Genomic DNA, 17,106 nt, shown 5'->3' with positions numbered 1-17,106 from the left:
CAAAATAGAAAACAAAATATGGCAAATACTACTATATTAGTCAAAGTTAATTTAATTGGGGGATTTTATAAAACACAATAAACCAATAAAATTCAATGAGTTATATTTAAACCATATCATTGGCATACTTTCTGCTCTATAGAGGTTATCAAACCGCTAAGCGGTTATTTACAGATTAAAGACAAAACCGAAAGGGGAAGAGTAATGACTAACACAATAGCAAAACCCAATGTAGCGGCTTTCTTTGATAAAGATTCTAATACTTTCTCTTATGTGGTGAAGGATCCAGATTCATCCAACTGCGCGATTATTGATAGTGTCTTAGACTTTGATTATGCTTCAGGCAGCACTTCTTATAAGGGAGCCGATGAAATCGTAGACTACGTCGCCGCTCATAAACTCAATGTCGAATGGTTGATTGAAACGCATGTTCATGCGGATCACCTTTCCGCCGCGCCTTACTTGCAAGAAAAGCTAGGCGGCCAAATCGGCATAGGCAAACACATTACAACCGTGCAAGACACTTTTGCCGCCGTCTTCCATGAAGGCGCTGACTTTAAACACGATGGTTCCCAGTTTGATCACCTATTCAGTGATGGTGAAGTGTATCAAGTGGGGTCAATGCAATGTGTGGCAATGCACACCCCCGGCCATACGCCAGCTTGCTTTACACATATTTTAGGGGATGCAGTATTCGTTGGTGATACTTTATTCATGCCCGATGCGGGCACGGCTCGCGCCGATTTCCCTGGTGGCGATGCTGGCACCTTGTTTGATTCCATTCAAAAAATATTAGCGTTGCCTGAAGATGATCGTATTTTCATGTGCCATGACTATTGCCCAAATGGCCGCGAGTTGGAGTTTCAAACGACGGTAAAAGCACAACGAGAAGGGAATATTCACGTCAAAAGTGACATTAGTAAGTCTGTGTTTGTCGATTTACGCGAAACACGAGACAAAACATTGTCCATGCCACGTCTTATCCTACCGTCACTTCAAATCAATATGCGGGCTGGACATATGCCAAAGGCGGAAGAGAACGGCTTGGTTTACTTAAAAATCCCATTGAATGCCTTTAAATAATCCAACGATATTCATACATACATTCTAATAAAAACATCGGAGAAACAAACATGTTACGCAAACAAATTACGGATAATTATTCGGTGTCTGACCAAATTAGCTTGGCCAACATAGAAACCTTGTCACAGCTAGGTATCACTCTCATCATTTGCAATCGACCTGATAATGAAGAAGAAGGTCAATTGTCTTTTGCTGAGGTAGAAGCCTTAGCAAAAGAAAAAAACATGAACGCCATGCACATTCCCTTTACCGGTGGGCAAATGCAACCTTCGGATGTGGAAGCGTTTAAAGCCGTCATTAAGGGAGGCGACAACATTCACGCGTATTGTCGAACAGGCAACCGCTCTAGCATTATTTGGCAAGCAGCCACTGAAACTTCATCAACAACACCTTCTGATGATATGACGTTTGATGTTGTCATTGTGGGTGCTGGCACAGCAGGCATATCCACCGCGGCCAGCTTATTGAAACGTAAGCCAGATTTGAGCATTTGCTTAATAGACCCCGCGGCCAATCATTTTTATCAACCTGGCTGGACACTCGTTGGTGGTGGGGTTTTTAAAGCAGAAAGCACGCGAAGAAACATGTCCGATGTCATTCCTAAAGGAACCAAATGGCTTAAGGAATCCGTCAAAACGTTTCACCCCAACGACAACAAAGTGACGCTTGAGAATGGCCACCACATCGGTTATCAGTATTTAGTGGTGGCGGCTGGTATTAAGCTGAACTGGGACGCCATTGAAGGCTTGTCCGAAACATTAGGCCGCAATGGTGTCACGTCTAACTATCGATACGATTTAGCGCCTTACACATGGGAACTATCGCATAACCTTAAAGACGGAAAAGCGATTTTCACCCAACCACCGATGCCCATTAAATGCGCTGGTGCGCCACAAAAAGCGATGTACTTATCTTGCGATCACTGGTTCAAGCAAGACACGCTTAACAATATTGATGTCTCTTTTTACAATGCTGGCGGCGTGCTATTTGGAGTAGCTGAGTATGTACCTGCTCTTCAAAGCTACATCGAAAAATATCAGATCACAACGAATTTCAACCACAATCTAGTTAAAGTGGACGGTCCAAACAAGCGAGCTTATTTCGCGGCAAAAGATGAAAACGACCAGCCAACGATCGTCGAAACCGATTTCGATATGCTGCACGTTTGTCCGCCACAAAGCGCGCCAGACTTTATCCGCAACAGCCCTTTAGTCGATGATGCTGGCTGGGTTAATGTCGATAAAGAAACCTTACAACATACTGCCTTTGACAACATTTGGTCACTGGGTGACGTGGCCAATACGCCGAATGCAAAAACCATGGCTGCGGTTCGTAAACAAGCACCTGTTGTAGCACAAAATATTGTCGACGCATTACAAGGCCATAGTATCAGAGCGATTTACGATGGCTATGGTTCATGCCCACTGACCGTTGAAAAAGGCAAAATCGTCTTAGCAGAATTTGGCTATGGTGGCACATTAATGCCCACCTTCCCCAACTGGCTTAACAACGGCACGAAAGCGACACGATTAGCGTGGATACTCAAGGAAGACCTGTTGCCTCCCTTCTATTGGCATGGCATGTTGAAAGGTTATGAGTGGTTTGTCTCACCTAAAATGCGAAAATAACGAGAGTCTAACATGATGCTTGAACGCTTATTTCCTGCGTTATCTTGGCTAAAAAATTATAGCCGTGTGCAATTTGGCCAGGATGCTACGGCGGCCTTTATTGTTACCATGCTGTTGATCCCTCAGTCCTTGGCGTATGCCATGTTGGCTGGGGTTCCACCAGAAATAGGCTTGTATTCAAGCATCCTGCCTTTAGTGCTTTATGCTGTATTTGGAACCAGCACGTCGTTGTCCGTTGGTCCTGTTGCCGTTGCGTCTTTAATGACCGCTACGTCTCTGGCCGCCATTGCTGAGCAAGGTAGCGCGAGTTATTTAACGGGGGCGATTACCCTCGCCTTATTGTCTGGCGTCATGCTGGTCATCATGGGTGTGATGAAGCTTGGTATGGTTACCAATCTTCTGTCTCATTCTGTGATTTCTGGTTTTATTTCTGCCTCGGGTATTATTATTGCGTTGAGTCAGCTCAAGCATATTTTTGGCATTCAAGCCCATGGCGATAATGTGGTGACACAGATACTCAGCATGCTAGAGAGCATTGGTGACTTTAAACCCGTTACTTTTGTGGTTGGCGTGTCTGTTGTCTTGTTTTTGCTGTTAGCACGACGTTATGCCAAACGCTTTTTCCTCATGCTAAAAGTGCCAGAAGCCTCCGCCGCATCCTTGGCGAAAACCGCCCCTATTGTTGGTGTTTTATCCAGTCTAGGCATTGTTTATGCCTTTGACCTACAGGCTCATGGGGTCGCTATCACTGGAACAATTCCTGCTGGTTTGCCTCATTTGAGTCTGTCCTTACCATCGCTTGAATTGGTCAAAAGCTTAGCGTTACCCGCTTTAATGATTTCCATCATTGGCTATGTAGAATCCATTTCCGTCGGTAAAACATTGGGAGCAAAAAGACGAGAAAAGGTAAAACCTAACCAAGAACTCATCGGTTTAGGGGCTGCAAACATCGCGTCTGGCGTGTCTGGTGGTTTTCCTGTGACGGGCGGCTTTTCACGCTCTGTTGTCAATTTTGATGCGGGCGCCGTCACGCAACTGGCCGGTGTGATGACAGCGATTGGTATTATGATTGCGTCTCTCGTTTTGACACCCGTTCTCTTCTTTCTTCCTAAAGCGACACTGGCGGCGACCATTATTGTGGCTGTCACCACCTTGATCGATTTTTCTATTTTGAAAAAGACATGGTCCTTCTCTCGTAGTGACTTTTATGCCGTACTGGCGACCATTATTGTTACGTTATTGTTAGGAGTAGAGGTGGGGGTTGCATCAGGCGTCGGTTTATCGATCCTACTGCACTTATCTCGCACATCCAGACCACACGTGGCGGAAGTTGGGCTGATTGAAGGCACCGAGCATTTTCGCAATGTGAAACGCTATGAGGTAAAAACGTCCCCTAATCTTCTGTGTTTACGACCTGATGAAAGCTTGTTCTTTGTAAATGCAGCCTTTCTAGAAGATTACATAATAGACAGCATCAATAAGCGCCAAGAAATTACTCACGTAGTCATTCAATGCAGTGCCGTGAATGAAATTGATTTTAGTGCATTGGAAATGCTCGAATCGTTAAATAACCAATTATTAACCCTTGGAATCAAGCTATCACTGTCCGAAGTAAAAGGGCCTGTCATGGATCATTTAGAGTGCAGTGGTTTTTTACAGCATTTAAGTGGTCGTGTGTATTTATCTCAATATCAGGCGTTTAAAGATATAGAAGGGGAAACCAACTCAAATATAAAATAAATTCCATGGAAAATATTTTATACTCCGTTATATAGTATAACGTTCGTATTAATAATTAATGAGAGGTAAGAAATAAGATCAATTATTACTATAAATTTCAGTCCTGTTTCTCCCAAGCTCTTTTGCGTTGTATAAGGCGCTATCGGCTTGGGTGAATACATCATCAAATGTCATTCTTTCGCTAAAAAAACTCACACCGACACTCCCTTTAAGGGAAATAGTACCAACGACAATATCAGCCATTAAAACATGAAGTTTTTTACAAAATAATAACATATCATCTCTATTAGTATTTGGCCGAAAAATCAAAAATTCTTCTCCACCAAACCGAGAAACAAGATCTGTCTTTTCACTCTGACTTATTAATAATTGCCCAAGCTTTTTTAACACTCTGTCACCTTCTAAATGACCATAGGTATCATTTATTTTTTTAAAATGATCAATGTCTAGTATTAATAAACCGGCAAGGTGTTGCTCACTTAGCACATCCTTAAGCGCCAAGTTACTTTGATACTTCATTTCTCTTCTGTTTAAAAGCCCAGTCAAATCATCAATCGAAGCCAGTAATTTTAATTCATCTGTTGTCTCTATCAATCTTTCTCGTGCTTTTATTAATTCATCATAAAGCTGATCTCGCTTGGAAGAATTGAAAAAGCTCCAATATACATAACCATCTTCACCAACAGCAGCATTAACCGTTATTGGAATTCGTATACCTCTCGCGTTAAATATGGTCAGCTGCATTTCCTCACACTTTTTTTCATGTGAAAGTGTTGGAATAATATAACTTTGAAAGAAAATACAGGAAGGTTTAGTCAATAAAATATCAATATTTTTACCGACAATATCGTCAACCTTCCATAATAGCTCAGTCGTAAAATAAGAATTTACATAAACAATAATTTTTGAATCGTTAGTAACCAAAGCCCCATTAGGAAACTCATCTGGAGAGTAATTTAAAAACTTTTCTTTGAAATTATCATTTTTATTTTCCATTTTTAATTCGCATATTCAATGATCGAATCTATTATTTTCTCTGGGTGTGTCATATGTAAACAATGGCCATCTGCTGATATTATTTCAAGCTTACTGTTCGATATTTCACTTGCGATAAATTTTCCAACAGATGTAGCAGCCAATGCATCATTGCTACTTTGAAATATTAATGATGGTTGTTTTATTTCTTTAAGAAGATAACGATGATCAGATAAAAATGTTGCTTGCGCAAAATTCTTAGCGATTACTGGATCTGTAGAACAGAAACTTCCCGATAACTCACCAACAAACTCATCAGAATTCGTTCCACCAATGACTAAAGGTGCTAAATAATTCGCCCAGCCAATGTAATTCTTATCCATTAGATTCAATAGCTCTAATAGATCTTCTTTTTCAAAACCACCAAAATAATCCGGTGAAATATTTAAAAAACAAGGCGATGGACACACCATTATCAACTTAGAAAAAAGAGAAGGCTTTTTAGTGGCCGCAATACCACCAATAATACTGCTTACCGAATGCCCAATAAAAATGGCATCTGATAGTTGCAAAGCATCGCATATTTCAATGATGTCTTCAGCATAACCCTCAAGCCGGCTATAGCGTTGCTTGTCGTATTGAGATATATCAGAAGCACCTGAACCAACATAGTCAAACAATACAATCGTAAAGTGCTCTATCAGTGCGGGTGTTAAAAAACGCCACATGTTTTGATCGCACCCAAACCCATGAGCGAGAAGCAAGGTTTTGCTGCCAGACCCAATTGATTTGACATTATTTCTAATGAGAACATCACTTGAATTTAACATCTGGTTATTTCCTTTTTTTATTAGTAGAGAAAATTACTGGTTAGCATAATTTTTTTTGACATTAGATATAGTCATCCAGACTCTATTATTAATAGAGTCCTCATATGTAAAGGGAAGGCTGTCATTCCCTTTACATATGAATTTTCACTGATTAAAAACGTGTAAGAGTTGAGGCAGTGTGAGTGGTTTCTAAGCTTAATACCAATTAATAATTGTACTTTTACGTAACCTGTTAAAAGCAGCATTCGAATAGTGAAAGCGTCTGCCTCTGAAGAATGGCATGTGACTTTATGTGTTTAGCCATATGCGAATAAGTTATCCCATAACCACTTCAGTTATTATGACATCATACATTGCTGGACAGCTTAATGTGTACCACTATTACTACTAAGGAATGCGACACATCTTCGTCGGCAAAAGACCTGCTGCGGTAGGGCTCGATGGATCTATTTACTAGGCATTAATTCGCACATTCCCTAGATATTTTACCGTAGAAATAGTGTTTAATACTCTACTCAAATTGTAGGAGTCATTCCTTTGATAGACATAGATAACGTATACAGCATATTGAGCTATAAATTCTTTACCGTCGCAGATCATTCCATCACGATAGGCGGTGTATTACTGATTCCAATCTTAGCGCTTGTCGGCTTTTGGGCAACCAAATACTTGGTCCGCCTATTAACGTCGAAATTAACGACCAGAAACGCCGATCCAAATATCATACATCTAGTCCGTCGTCTTCTGTACGCACTCGCCATTAGCATTATAGCGATCACAGTTTTAGACATTATTAATGTCCCTATCACCGCGTTTGCCTTTTTATCCGGCGCGATTGCCATTGGCTTTGGTTTCGGCGCACAAAATATCATTAACAACTTTATCAGTGGCTGGATTTTGATGTGGGAAAAGCCCATCCGCATCGGCGATTTTTTAGAAGTTGAAAACGCCAAAGGCATTGTCGAAGAAATTAATACTCGCTCGACTCGGTTCAGACGAGTAGATGGCGTCCACATGCTTATCCCCAATAGTAAGCTGCTAGAAAATACGATTGTGAACTGGACGTTAGTAGACAAGCTGATGCGAACCTCAGTCAAAATAGGCGTCGCCTATGGTTCTCCGGCAAAGAAAGTTGCTGCATTGATTCTACAGGCCACCGAAGAGCAAGAAGGCGTTCTAAGCACACCTAAACCACAAGTCATTTTTGAAGACTTTGGCGACAACGCACTTATTTTTGAAGTGAATTTCTGGATACAATCTAACGTTGAAGGTGGCTTACGAGTGGCAAAAAGTAATGTGCGTTTTCGTCTTGATGAATTACTCGCCGAGCACAATATTGTCATTGCGTTTCCACAGCGAGATATTCACATTGACGGTAGTCTAAGACTGCTTAAGAACGATGTGCCTGATTAATCACCCAGTGTTATAGAAAAACCTACCTCCCTTGGTGGCACCTAGATTTTAGCAATAAGAGTCATACGCTAACCGCTATAAAATGGCGCCTAAAAAAGGCTAATTGATGCTTTATAGTGACTATAAAGCATCAATCAAATCGCTATCGAGCCTTACCTTTCTTTTGCTCGTACATCGCGGCATCCGCATCTTGGATCATTTCTTCTATTGATTTTTCCGTATCGTGTTCAAAGTGCATAACACCAGCACTGTACTCAATTTCATATGGTTTATTTAAGGTTTCATTTGCCTTTTCGACGGCGGTAGCAAACCGCTCTAAAGCAATATCGGCTTTCCCTTCGTCTGAGTCGCTTAGCATAGCAACGAACTCATCTCCACCGAGTCGGCCAATCACATCGCAATCGCGAAATGAGTCGAGCATTATTTGTGCAAAAGTAGTCAAAACAAAGTCACCTTCATGGTGACCATAGTTATCATTGATGGCCTTAAATTTGTTTAGATCAAACAATATAAACGACATGGGCTTTTCATTACGTCGACACGATTTAAAGCTGTGCTCAACCAGTGTCAAAAAGCCACGTCGGTTAGAGATTAAGGTTAATTCATCCAACGTAGCAAGTTGAATGGATTGGATTTCTTGCTCAATCATAGCGCCCAAATCTCTAAGCAACTGCTGATCTTCTTCACCAAGGCCTTTAGGCTCACTATCGATAAGGCACAAGGTACCTATGCTAACGCCCTGCCTAAGCTTTAAAGGGTAACCGGCATAAAAACGAATGTTTGGAGCCTCGGTAACGAGAGGGTTATCAAAAAAGCGTTCATCGACAGACGCGTCCGGAATAATGAATAACCCGTCTTGATTAATAGCATGCCCACAAAATGATATGTCACGAGGCGTTTCGGGCGCATCCAGCCCCTGCTTGGATTTAAACCATTGACGGTCTTCATCAACTAAACTGACAAGGGAAATCTGTACTTCAAACATTCGCTTGGCCATACGCGTCACGCGATCAAATCGCTCTTCATGTGACGTATCAAGGATTCTTAACGTTCTCAAAGCATGCAATCGCTCAGCTTCATTTTTCGGAATTTCAGGCTTAATCATAAGGGTCCATTTCCTGTTAAATATTTCTTTAAATTGTAGCAGTAAATTCAAAATCAGGAACTGAAAAAAACATGGAAAAACATGGAAAAACATGGAAAAACATTTATTTTATGAGGTTGTCGGATTTTTTACTTATGTGTTCGGTTAATATTATTTTTTTGACTTTTTTGATAAGGAGACTGTGCTTAAATTCCAACAAAAGCTGGCATATTTGACAAAGATAGAAGCAGGAAAGTGCACCAAAATCTCATATAAATGGCTTGATCGTATTAAATTTATAAAACGTACTCAAGAGCTAAGGAAGAAGCAAACCCGCTATCTTGTATAACAAGGCGAGTACCAAAGGTGAATTTGGAACCTATTATCAAAGCTGGTTAGCGAGCTCCTATTACATCAGCTAACTAACCAGTTGGATTTAATGGATTAATCGTTTATCAATATTTTTTATAAACTGTCATCACTCCTTGTTGGCTAAACTGAACCACATTAAAATCTCTGTATCCCTTACCTTTCGCTGCCATGCCAGGAGAATATCTTGGCATTCCAGGCACAGCCAAGCCTGATACATTTTCAGGCTTTTCTAGTATTAAACGCGCCACATCTTGCTCTGGTACATGCCCTTCAATTAAGTAACCGTCGATCAACGCGGTGTGACATGATTGTAGTTCCATGGGCATACCTGCCTCTTTCTTTAAAGAGGACCAGTCTTCTTTGTGATGATAATTGACGGTATAACCCTCTGCCTTCATTATCTCACTCCATTTAATGCAACACCCACATGTCGGAGACTTATAGAGATCTATTATAGGTTGTGCCAACACGCTAGCACTTACTAACGTTAAGATTGACGTTGCGATGATTTTATTTATTACCTTCATATTTTTACCTCTTTCAAAATTAGCTATTTGATATTAATTTTGTCATCCGATATTTTCACCGCACGCAACCTTAAAGCATTCAAAATCACACTGACCGAGGACAGCGACATGGCTGCAGCGGCAAAAACTGGCGATAAAAGAATACCCGTAAACGGATAAAGCACCCCTGCCGCAATCGGTACGCCTGCCATGTTATAAATGAATGCGAAGAACAGATTCTGCCGAATATTACGCATGGTTGCCCGGGATAATCGCCGTGCTTCCACAATGCCCATCAAATCGCCGCGTAACAGAGTAATGCCCGCACTTTCTATGGCCACGTCGGTTCCTGTCCCCATGGCAATACCTACATCTGCGGTTGCTAAGGCTGGCGCATCATTTACACCATCTCCAGCCATAACAACAACACGCCCCTCATTCTTAAGTTGTTGAATAACTTTGCCTTTATCTTCCGGCAACACTTCTGCTTTCACTTCATCAATGTGAAGTTTGCGGGCAACGGCTTCGGCGGAGGTACGGTTATCTCCGGTCAGCATCACCACCCTAATCCCTTCCTTCTGCAGAGCGATTATTGCCGCTTTAGTGGTGTCCTTGATCGGGTCTGCAATCGCCAACAAACCACAAACCTTTCCATCAACTGCGGCAAAAATTACTGTAGCACCGTCCTCTCGAAGTTGGTTGGCTTCTTCCTCAAAGGCGGATGTATCAACATTTTCTGACTGCATTAACAATCGATTACCAAGCAGAACCCTTTTCCCATCGACTTCACCGGTAACGCCTTTGCCGTTCGGAGAGTCAAAATCTATGGCGTCTGGCAGCGTTAGATTCATGGTGTTAGCTTTATCCAAAATGGCATGCGCCAAAGGATGCTCGCTACCCTTTTCTAGACTTCCGGAATAACGCATCAAGTCTTCATCGCTGAAACCGTTTGCCAAGACCAGCTTTGTCACCTGAGGTTTTCCCTCGGTCAAGGTCCCGGTTTTATCCACGACCACTGTGTCTACTTTCTCCATCCGCTCTAACGCCTCGGCATCTCGTATCAAGACACCGACCTGAGCACCACGACCGACACCGACCATGATCGACATAGGAGTCGCCAGACCCAAGGCACAGGGACAAGCAATAATCAACACACTCACGGCGGCAATCAGACCAAAGGCCATAGGTGGCGTTGGACCGACGATAGACCAGACTCCGAATGCAATGACAGAGACCAGTAGGACCACCAGGACGAACCAACCCGCCACTTTATCAGCCATTCCCTGAATAGGCGCACGGCTTCGCTGCGCACTGGCAACCATCTGGACGATCTGGGACAGCATTGTGTCACGGCCAACTTTGTCAGCCCGTAAAATAAAACTGCCTTGCTGATTAATGCTACCACCAATTACCTGATCTCCAGTCTTCTTACTAATAGCCAAGGGCTCACCAGTGACCATGGATTCATCGACGTTAGAATGGCCTTCAAGCACTTCGCCATCTAGAGGCACCTTATCGCCTGGTCGAACTCGCAATCGATCGCCAACCTTAACTTGATCGAGCGACACATCAGACTCACTGCCATCATCGTCCAGTTTTCTTGCCGTGGCCGGTGCTAGATCCAATAGGGCTTTGATAGCGCCAGAGGTTTTTTCTCGCGCTCGGAGTTCAAGTACCTGACCCAACAACACCAGCACAACAATGACAGCGGCCGCCTCGAAATACACAGAGACTGAGCCATCATCAGCATGAAAAGCCTCAGGAAATATCTGCGGAGCCAAGGTTGCGACAACACTGTACAACAGAGAAACACCCGTACCGATGGCAATAAGTGTGAACATATTAAGGTTGCGACTGAGTACTGATTTCCAACCACGAACGAAGAAGGGTGCGCCACACCAAACGACCACTGGAGTGGCTAAAACCAACTGAATCCAATTAGATATTTGTGGCGACACAATGTGGTCAATTTTAAAGAGATGGCCTCCCATTTCAATCAAAAAAACCGGAAGCGCAAGGGCCAGACCAATCCAGAATCGACGAGTCATGTCGGCGAGCTCTTCGGAAGGCCCGTCGTCGAGGCTTACTTCCTCAGGTTCCAGCGACATGCCACAAATCGGGCACTCACCGGGGCCTTGTTGACGGACTTCTGGATGCATAGGACAGGTAAACATGGTTCCGGCCGCAACCGGCTCTGTCTGCTCATTTTCTTCGTTGAGATACTTATCTGGATTATTATCGAACTTCGACTGACAACCGGAAGAACAGAAATACCAAGTCCTGTCTACATGCTGACTACTATACTTTGCGGTTTGAGGGTCTACCGACATTTTGCACACAGGGTCATGCACCCCATGGCTTTTATGTTCATGATGATTCGTGTGCTCACTCATCTTGCGCTCCTTTTTTACTCGCGGGCCAGTCAGAAAAAGCAATAAAATACAACAAAATCAGATTGACCATTGGGACCAGTATCAGCAATCCCAGCCAGCCAGAATATCCAGCTCGCTGACATATTCGATAGACAGGTACAACGACTAAAATAGCAACAACCAACATCCATAACCAGTGGCCTGTCCACATAGTGCTACCAAACATGCTTTCGTTCATCATAGTATTCTCCTCTCTTTTATATCGTAGAAATCAATGGTGATGCGAGTGAGACTTTTATCTTTCACCTCATCGCCCACCCCTTTTACCTCTTGTTAAAAAATTTAAAACCAAGCCGTCACGCCAATGACAAACTGAGTATTGCTAACACTCTCTCCATCATGACGGGCAATATCCGCGGTAGCACCAAGCTTTTTACTCCAATCTATTCCTATGTAAGGTGCAAACTTACGTGTTATTTCATACTTTAGTCGAAGCCCTGCATTGATATCAGTAAGACCAGAACCCATGTTTAATTCGTCATCACTCTTACCATAGGCGTTCACTTCAAATTCAGGCGTTAATATCAGTTTTTGAGTGATTAACCATTCCTGTTCGATGCCTAAACGAATGGCGGTTTGTCCTTTTTCTCCCACAAAGAAAGCACCGTCAATGTCGAAAAAATACGGCGCCAAACCTTGGAAACCAAGCACCAACCAATCACGAGATGGGGACGGTTTAATGTCTCGCCTTAAGCCCATCTGCATATCCCAATACGGCGCTACGGCATGACTGTATAGAGCCTGTACTTCTAAGTCTTGCTCGTCACTATTTTGATATTCACCTGACGCTTTAAGCCAAATTTTGTCCATATCATAGCCAACCCATGCTTGGACACTAAAGCTGGTTGGATCATCTGACTCAAGGCCTTTTTCTAATTGATCGATAGAAACATAACTTAATAAAGGGTCATCTTCCGCTCCAGCATAAGACAAAGGACTTATAACAAAAGCCGTTGCCATCGCTAACGTAAAGCCTAGTGAATTAAAATTTTTCATTTATTACTCTCCTTATTTGATGACCACTTTTCTAAACATACCAGGCATGTGGTACAGCAAATGGCAGTGATACGCCCACTGTCCCAAGGCGTCTGCGGTGACCAAATAGCTGATTTTTGAACCAGGCTGAACCATCACGGTATGCTTACGTGGAATGTAATCAGGGTCTCCTGTTTCTAACTCGCTCCATACACCATGTAGATGCATGGGATGAATCATCATGGTGTCGTTCACCAAGGTAATTCGCACTCTTTCGTTATACGCCAATTCAAGTGGAGCGGAATCAGCAAAATTGATTCCATTAATTGACCACATATAACGATTCATATTGCCCGTTAGATGCAGCTGAATTTCTCGAGTGGGTTGACGTTTATCATGAGTAGGATGCAAGCCTTTTAGGTCTGCGTAAGTCAGTACTTTACGGTTATAGTTCGCTTGGTGATCCCTTAAGCCAATGCCCGGGTCGTTTAGGCCGCTTTGAGGCATACCTGATTGCATGTCTACTTGAGGACCATTTTCTGAATCTAGATGCTTAATCTCATTGTCACTGCCATAACCTGCTAAACCTAAAGTAGGCATAACCATACTTGGCTGACTGTGATCCATCCCCTCCATGCCAGCCATTGAGCCTGAACCCATTGCCATTTTGCTGTGATCCATGCCTTCCATGCCTTCCATGCCAGCCATTGAGCCTGAACCCATTGCCATTTTGCTGTGATCCATGCCAGCCATGCCAGCCATTGAGCCTGAACCCATTGCCATTTTGCTGTGGTCCATGCCTTCCATATTCATGCCCATATCGCCATGTCCTAAGATCGGCATAGGGTCCATATCAGGGATTTTGGCAGTGAACATTTCATCTGACGTGAAGTTACCAACGGTATAACCAGAACGGTCAATGCTCTGAACGAAAATACAATAAGCATCCTCCATCTTCGGCTCGACTATCACATCGTAAGTTTCCGCAACACCAATGCGAAATTCGTCGATGGTAACAGGCTGAACATTTTGCCCATCACTCGCTACCACGGTCATTTTCAAACCTGGAATTCGCACATCAAATATCGTCATCGCAGAGCTATTAATAAAGCGAAGACGAACTTTTTCTCCTTGTTTAAAGAGTGCTTGCCAAGGTTGTGCCGGTGGGTTCCCATTCATTAAATACGTATAGGTGGCGCCCGTGACATCAGATATATCTCGGTCACTCATACGCTCCTGATTCCACATGGAGCGCGCTCTCCAAGTATTCACCAATCCTTGTTTTTTGATATCAGAAAACAAATCAGACGTCGTTCTTTCACTGTAATTGTAATAGTCTGATTGCTTCTTCAGATTCGCATATATTGTTTCAGGCGCCTCATCCGACCAATCCGACAGCATGATGAAATGCTCCCGATCAAACACGACAGGGTCTGCTTCTTTAGGGTCTATAACAATCGCGCCATACGCTCCCGTTTGCTCTTGAAAACCTGAATGACTGTGATACCAATAGGTACCACTTTGCTTAACAGGAAATGTATATTCGAATGTTTCTCCCGGTTTGATACCCGCAAAACTAAGGCCCGGAACGCCATCCATTTCTGTCGGTAAAATCATCCCATGCCAGTGCAAAGAGCTGTCATGATCAAGATTGTTTTTTACTCTTAGCGTGACCGTTTCACCTTCTTTCCAGCGTAACAAGGGTCCGGGGAACAGCTGATTAATAACCGTTGCTCTAGCAGGCGTTCCCGTAAAATTAACGGTTTTATAATCAATGCTTAAATCAAAGACTTTCCCAGATAACTGAGTTAAAGATTGGCCAATGGCACTTGCTAGTGCATTTTTTGAAAACGGAATGGTCGTTAAAGCCAGCATGGCAGAAGCACCAAATACAAACTGACGACGGCTAAGCACTGTACCGCTCGATGATTTGTTCAGCTTTTCGTGTGAAGGTTTGGATATTGTCATAACCTAACTTCCTTTACTTGTATTAAACCAACAACACCCACTTGCAGGTGCAACCAAATTGCGCAATGAATAAAAGACATAATTGTCTCCAATGAAATTCTTTAGAGCATCCAGAACAGACGTTATCCCTGTAGTGGATAAATATTAAAAATAACGCTTAGTGGCGTTGGAGCGTCCGACGAAACGACGGACTCATCCAATAATTAGGCAAATATCGGAGGGCGATATAAAGAGGAACCACGCGGTGGCCGCTCTTGTTGAATTAGGTTAGTAATCCCCTGACTCAGTTGAGAGCCATGATGAATCCATTGGTGATCCATAATGGCGGCCATCGATGCGCAAAAACTCATCGGACATGGGTGTGTATCTTTGCAACAATCTAACGTATTCGTAACCAGCAATGTTTGAAGATGCTGATGAGTGGATTTCCCAACAGACCTATTCTCCAACGACGCTTTATGGCCGACCGGCGAGGTGAAAACAGCAGAGGAAAACGGCATTGAGTGATGTGTCATTGGACCGGCCACAGAGGCAAGCGTCTGGCTAACAAACACAAGCAAAACAAACATAATGATAACAATTTTATTTTGTCTCATTCTTCCTCCTCCAATCCACTTTCAACCTAAACAACATCACTTTAAATACACCTCCAATTAATGCACTGGAGGGCCAACAAACGTCGTAAATATCGCCGTGACCACCAAGATTGAAGAAGCGATCATTTTTTCCATTAAAATAGATTTTTGTATAAGCGTTGTATTGCCGCGCTCTAATATTAACGGTACAAGATGCAACTTGTGATAGGCCGCCATCACTAGAATTGCCACGACCAGAGCAAGCTTCACCAGCAACCAAAAGCCATAATCTGTCGAAAACAAGCCCTGCCACCCTGTCAATATGAAACTCATCCATGCACCACACACAATCAAAACCAACACCGCGTAGGCCGCAAGTTTACCGAAATGCTCCAACACCTTGTTTGACTCTTCTGCCGTTGCACTTCGTATGACTAACCACAAAGGAAACAAAAGCCCTAACCACCAAGCAGCGATTAAAATATGAGCAAAGAAAATAATCTGATAATACCAAGCTTGCGCCGTCGCGTGACCCGTGAGTGAAAACGAATAAATCAAACTGGCTATGCCCAAGGAAGCGACAATTAATGAAAGGCGAGAAAATGGCCACAGACTGAAGGCACGATCCGACCCAAGGGTAAATGACGCTATGATCACCAAGCAATAACCAATCACATTAGCGATCAAGGTACTGCCCGCAGGCGAATCCCAATAGATAGAGACCATCATAGGGTCAAACATGAGCCATAGACCCTCTTCCATCGTCCCACCGACGAGGATAAAGAAATACGCTATCGTCGCGGCCACACCAATCAGTGCGCCTCCTCGTACATACCCTTTTATACGACTCAATAAAGCAGACTGCTGACGCAACAAACAAAATGCAAATAGCCCACCCACAACGCTTGATATACCAAAATACAACAACCAACGTGTCAGTAATTGCGCGATTTCCCAGTTCGTTAACGTCATGCAGTCTCCTTTTCCTAAAATTAAAAGCCTGAATTAAAAGCTGAAAGATAAAATCTAATTAGGCCGTTTAACTCAACAATTTAAATGGTCTAATTAGTGCTGCATAAAACCATAAGACCCTTTCATCATATGCCCATCTTCGCCCATTGCTTTCCAATGAACCGTATAACTGTCCGGCGCTAACATAGGTAACATGGTTTGAAAGCTCTTAGTTATCCCGCCATCACGATCAAAACGAACCGACACAGGTTTACCTTGGGATCCTACTACTTTGAGGCTTACCACTTTCATGGGGTTCTGAAAATTAAGCTCTACACGTTCAGCCTGAGCCATTAGCATGGCACCGTCTTCAGGGTATGTCATGGTCATCATGCCGTGTGCAAATACGTTAACGGAGGCCGCTAAAGCCAATGTAGAAAGTGCCAGTTTCATATTTTTCATGCTATTACCTTTTACGTTATTGATAAATTTTTAAACGGATACAAAGAGAAACTCTCTTTGTATCCACGATCTCTAAAAGTTCCGAAAAAACACTTTTTTAATACTGATTAAA

15 protein-coding genes are annotated in these 17,106 nt (G+C 42.9%); 4 read left to right on the top strand and 11 right to left on the bottom strand.

Annotated elements, in window-relative coordinates; all coding sequences use genetic code 11:
* Positions 1 to 204: 204 nt before the first annotated feature.
* From MP3633_RS05220 to MP3633_RS05210, 3 genes are read left to right on the top strand one after another with little or no spacing between them, the layout of a single operon-like run.
* Positions 205 to 1,083, top strand: coding sequence for an MBL fold metallo-hydrolase (locus MP3633_RS05220; protein ID WP_176334738.1), 879 nt, complete (start codon positions 205 to 207; stop codon positions 1,081 to 1,083).
* A gap of 50 nt (positions 1,084 to 1,133) precedes the next feature.
* Positions 1,134 to 2,711: a bifunctional protein tyrosine phosphatase family protein/NAD(P)/FAD-dependent oxidoreductase gene (locus tag MP3633_RS05215; protein ID WP_176334737.1), complete on the top strand. Its 1,578-nt coding sequence runs from the start codon at positions 1,134 to 1,136 to the stop codon at positions 2,709 to 2,711.
* A gap of 12 nt (positions 2,712 to 2,723) precedes the next feature.
* Positions 2,724 to 4,451, top strand: a complete 1,728-nt coding sequence (locus MP3633_RS05210; RefSeq protein WP_176334736.1) for a SulP family inorganic anion transporter — start codon at positions 2,724 to 2,726, stop codon at positions 4,449 to 4,451.
* Positions 4,452 to 4,529: 78 nt separating this feature from the next.
* On the opposite strand, the gene MP3633_RS05205 is transcribed toward MP3633_RS05210, so the two are convergent.
* Complete coding sequence (locus MP3633_RS05205; protein ID WP_176334735.1) at positions 4,530 to 5,447, bottom strand: sensor domain-containing diguanylate cyclase; 918 nt, start codon at positions 5,445 to 5,447, stop codon at positions 4,530 to 4,532.
* Positions 5,448 to 5,449: 2 nt separating this feature from the next.
* Positions 5,450 to 6,256 (bottom strand): alpha/beta fold hydrolase, encoded by an 807-nt coding sequence (locus tag MP3633_RS05200; protein ID WP_176334734.1) that lies wholly within the window; start codon positions 6,254 to 6,256, stop codon positions 5,450 to 5,452.
* Positions 6,257 to 6,793: 537 nt separating this feature from the next.
* On the opposite strand from MP3633_RS05200, the gene MP3633_RS05195 reads away from it, so the two are divergent.
* Positions 6,794 to 7,669 (top strand): mechanosensitive ion channel family protein, encoded by an 876-nt coding sequence (locus tag MP3633_RS05195; protein ID WP_204359625.1) that lies wholly within the window; start codon positions 6,794 to 6,796, stop codon positions 7,667 to 7,669.
* A 142-nt stretch (positions 7,670 to 7,811) separates the two neighbouring features.
* Here the strand turns inward: MP3633_RS05195 and MP3633_RS05190 are convergent, their stop codons facing one another.
* The 9 genes from MP3633_RS05190 to MP3633_RS05150 form a co-directional block, all read right to left on the bottom strand.
* On the bottom strand, positions 7,812 to 8,774 hold the full coding sequence (locus tag MP3633_RS05190) for a sensor domain-containing diguanylate cyclase (protein ID WP_176334733.1): 963 nt from the start codon (positions 8,772 to 8,774) through the stop codon (positions 7,812 to 7,814).
* Positions 8,775 to 9,208: 434 nt separating this feature from the next.
* Entirely contained in the window at positions 9,209 to 9,523 is a 315-nt protein-coding gene (locus MP3633_RS05185; protein WP_217909053.1) for a DUF411 domain-containing protein, read from the bottom strand.
* 152 nt (positions 9,524 to 9,675) lie between these two features.
* Positions 9,676 to 12,024, bottom strand: coding sequence for a heavy metal translocating P-type ATPase (locus MP3633_RS05180; protein WP_176334731.1), 2,349 nt, complete (start codon positions 12,022 to 12,024; stop codon positions 9,676 to 9,678).
* Positions 12,017 to 12,244, bottom strand: coding sequence for a hypothetical protein (locus tag MP3633_RS05175; RefSeq protein ID WP_112140092.1), 228 nt, complete (start codon positions 12,242 to 12,244; stop codon positions 12,017 to 12,019). Before MP3633_RS05175 ends, MP3633_RS05180 begins: the two co-directional genes overlap by 8 nt.
* A 101-nt stretch (positions 12,245 to 12,345) precedes the next feature.
* Positions 12,346 to 13,059 (bottom strand): copper resistance protein B, encoded by a 714-nt coding sequence (locus MP3633_RS05170; RefSeq protein ID WP_217909052.1) that lies wholly within the window; start codon positions 13,057 to 13,059, stop codon positions 12,346 to 12,348.
* A 12-nt stretch (positions 13,060 to 13,071) separates the two neighbouring features.
* Positions 13,072 to 15,006 carry a copper resistance system multicopper oxidase gene (locus MP3633_RS05165; RefSeq protein ID WP_176334730.1) on the bottom strand — a complete coding sequence of 645 codons (1,935 nt, stop codon included), beginning with the start codon at positions 15,004 to 15,006 and terminating at the stop codon, positions 13,072 to 13,074.
* Between the two features lie 203 nt (positions 15,007 to 15,209).
* Positions 15,210 to 15,602, bottom strand: coding sequence for a hypothetical protein (locus MP3633_RS05160; protein ID WP_176334729.1), 393 nt, complete (start codon positions 15,600 to 15,602; stop codon positions 15,210 to 15,212).
* A gap of 57 nt (positions 15,603 to 15,659) precedes the next feature.
* The gene (locus MP3633_RS05155) at positions 15,660 to 16,553 is read right to left on the bottom strand and encodes a copper resistance D family protein (RefSeq protein WP_176334728.1); all 894 of its coding nucleotides are present in this window, start codon (positions 16,551 to 16,553) and stop codon (positions 15,660 to 15,662) included.
* A gap of 93 nt (positions 16,554 to 16,646) precedes the next feature.
* Positions 16,647 to 16,994 carry a copper resistance CopC family protein gene (locus tag MP3633_RS05150; protein ID WP_112140100.1) on the bottom strand — a complete coding sequence of 116 codons (348 nt, stop codon included), beginning with the start codon at positions 16,992 to 16,994 and terminating at the stop codon, positions 16,647 to 16,649.
* Positions 16,995 to 17,106 lie beyond the last annotated feature (112 nt).

The organism is Marinomonas primoryensis, from assembly GCF_013372285.1.
In the GTDB taxonomy this organism is placed as follows: Bacteria; Pseudomonadota; Gammaproteobacteria; order Pseudomonadales; family Marinomonadaceae; genus Marinomonas; species Marinomonas primoryensis.
Note: the sequence above shows the minus strand (reverse complement) of the source record. Positions and strands in the feature narration are given on the sequence as shown.

Excerpts from the sequence above, each read along its gene's own strand:
- MP3633_RS05220 (WP_176334738.1), top strand. The coding sequence starts at position 205 with ATGACTAACACAATAGCAAAACCCAATGTAGCGGCTTTCTTTGATAAA.
- MP3633_RS05170 (WP_217909052.1), bottom strand. The coding sequence starts at position 13,059 with ATGAAAAATTTTAATTCACTAGGCTTTACGTTAGCGATGGCAACGGCT.
- MP3633_RS05155 (WP_176334728.1), bottom strand. The coding sequence starts at position 16,553 with ATGACGTTAACGAACTGGGAAATCGCGCAATTACTGACACGTTGGTTG.
- MP3633_RS05150 (WP_112140100.1), bottom strand. The coding sequence starts at position 16,994 with ATGAAAAATATGAAACTGGCACTTTCTACATTGGCTTTAGCGGCCTCC.
- MP3633_RS05215 (WP_176334737.1), top strand. The coding sequence starts at position 1,134 with ATGTTACGCAAACAAATTACGGATAATTATTCGGTGTCTGACCAAATT.
- MP3633_RS05175 (WP_112140092.1), bottom strand. The coding sequence starts at position 12,244 with ATGATGAACGAAAGCATGTTTGGTAGCACTATGTGGACAGGCCACTGG.
- MP3633_RS05210 (WP_176334736.1), top strand. The coding sequence starts at position 2,724 with ATGATGCTTGAACGCTTATTTCCTGCGTTATCTTGGCTAAAAAATTAT.
- MP3633_RS05205 (WP_176334735.1), bottom strand. The coding sequence starts at position 5,447 with ATGGAAAATAAAAATGATAATTTCAAAGAAAAGTTTTTAAATTACTCT.
- MP3633_RS05180 (WP_176334731.1), bottom strand. The coding sequence starts at position 12,024 with ATGAGTGAGCACACGAATCATCATGAACATAAAAGCCATGGGGTGCAT.
- MP3633_RS05190 (WP_176334733.1), bottom strand. The coding sequence starts at position 8,774 with ATGATTAAGCCTGAAATTCCGAAAAATGAAGCTGAGCGATTGCATGCT.
- MP3633_RS05160 (WP_176334729.1), bottom strand. The coding sequence starts at position 15,602 with ATGAGACAAAATAAAATTGTTATCATTATGTTTGTTTTGCTTGTGTTT.
- MP3633_RS05185 (WP_217909053.1), bottom strand. The coding sequence starts at position 9,523 with ATGAAGGCAGAGGGTTATACCGTCAATTATCATCACAAAGAAGACTGG.
- MP3633_RS05165 (WP_176334730.1), bottom strand. The coding sequence starts at position 15,006 with ATGACAATATCCAAACCTTCACACGAAAAGCTGAACAAATCATCGAGC.
- MP3633_RS05200 (WP_176334734.1), bottom strand. The coding sequence starts at position 6,256 with ATGTTAAATTCAAGTGATGTTCTCATTAGAAATAATGTCAAATCAATT.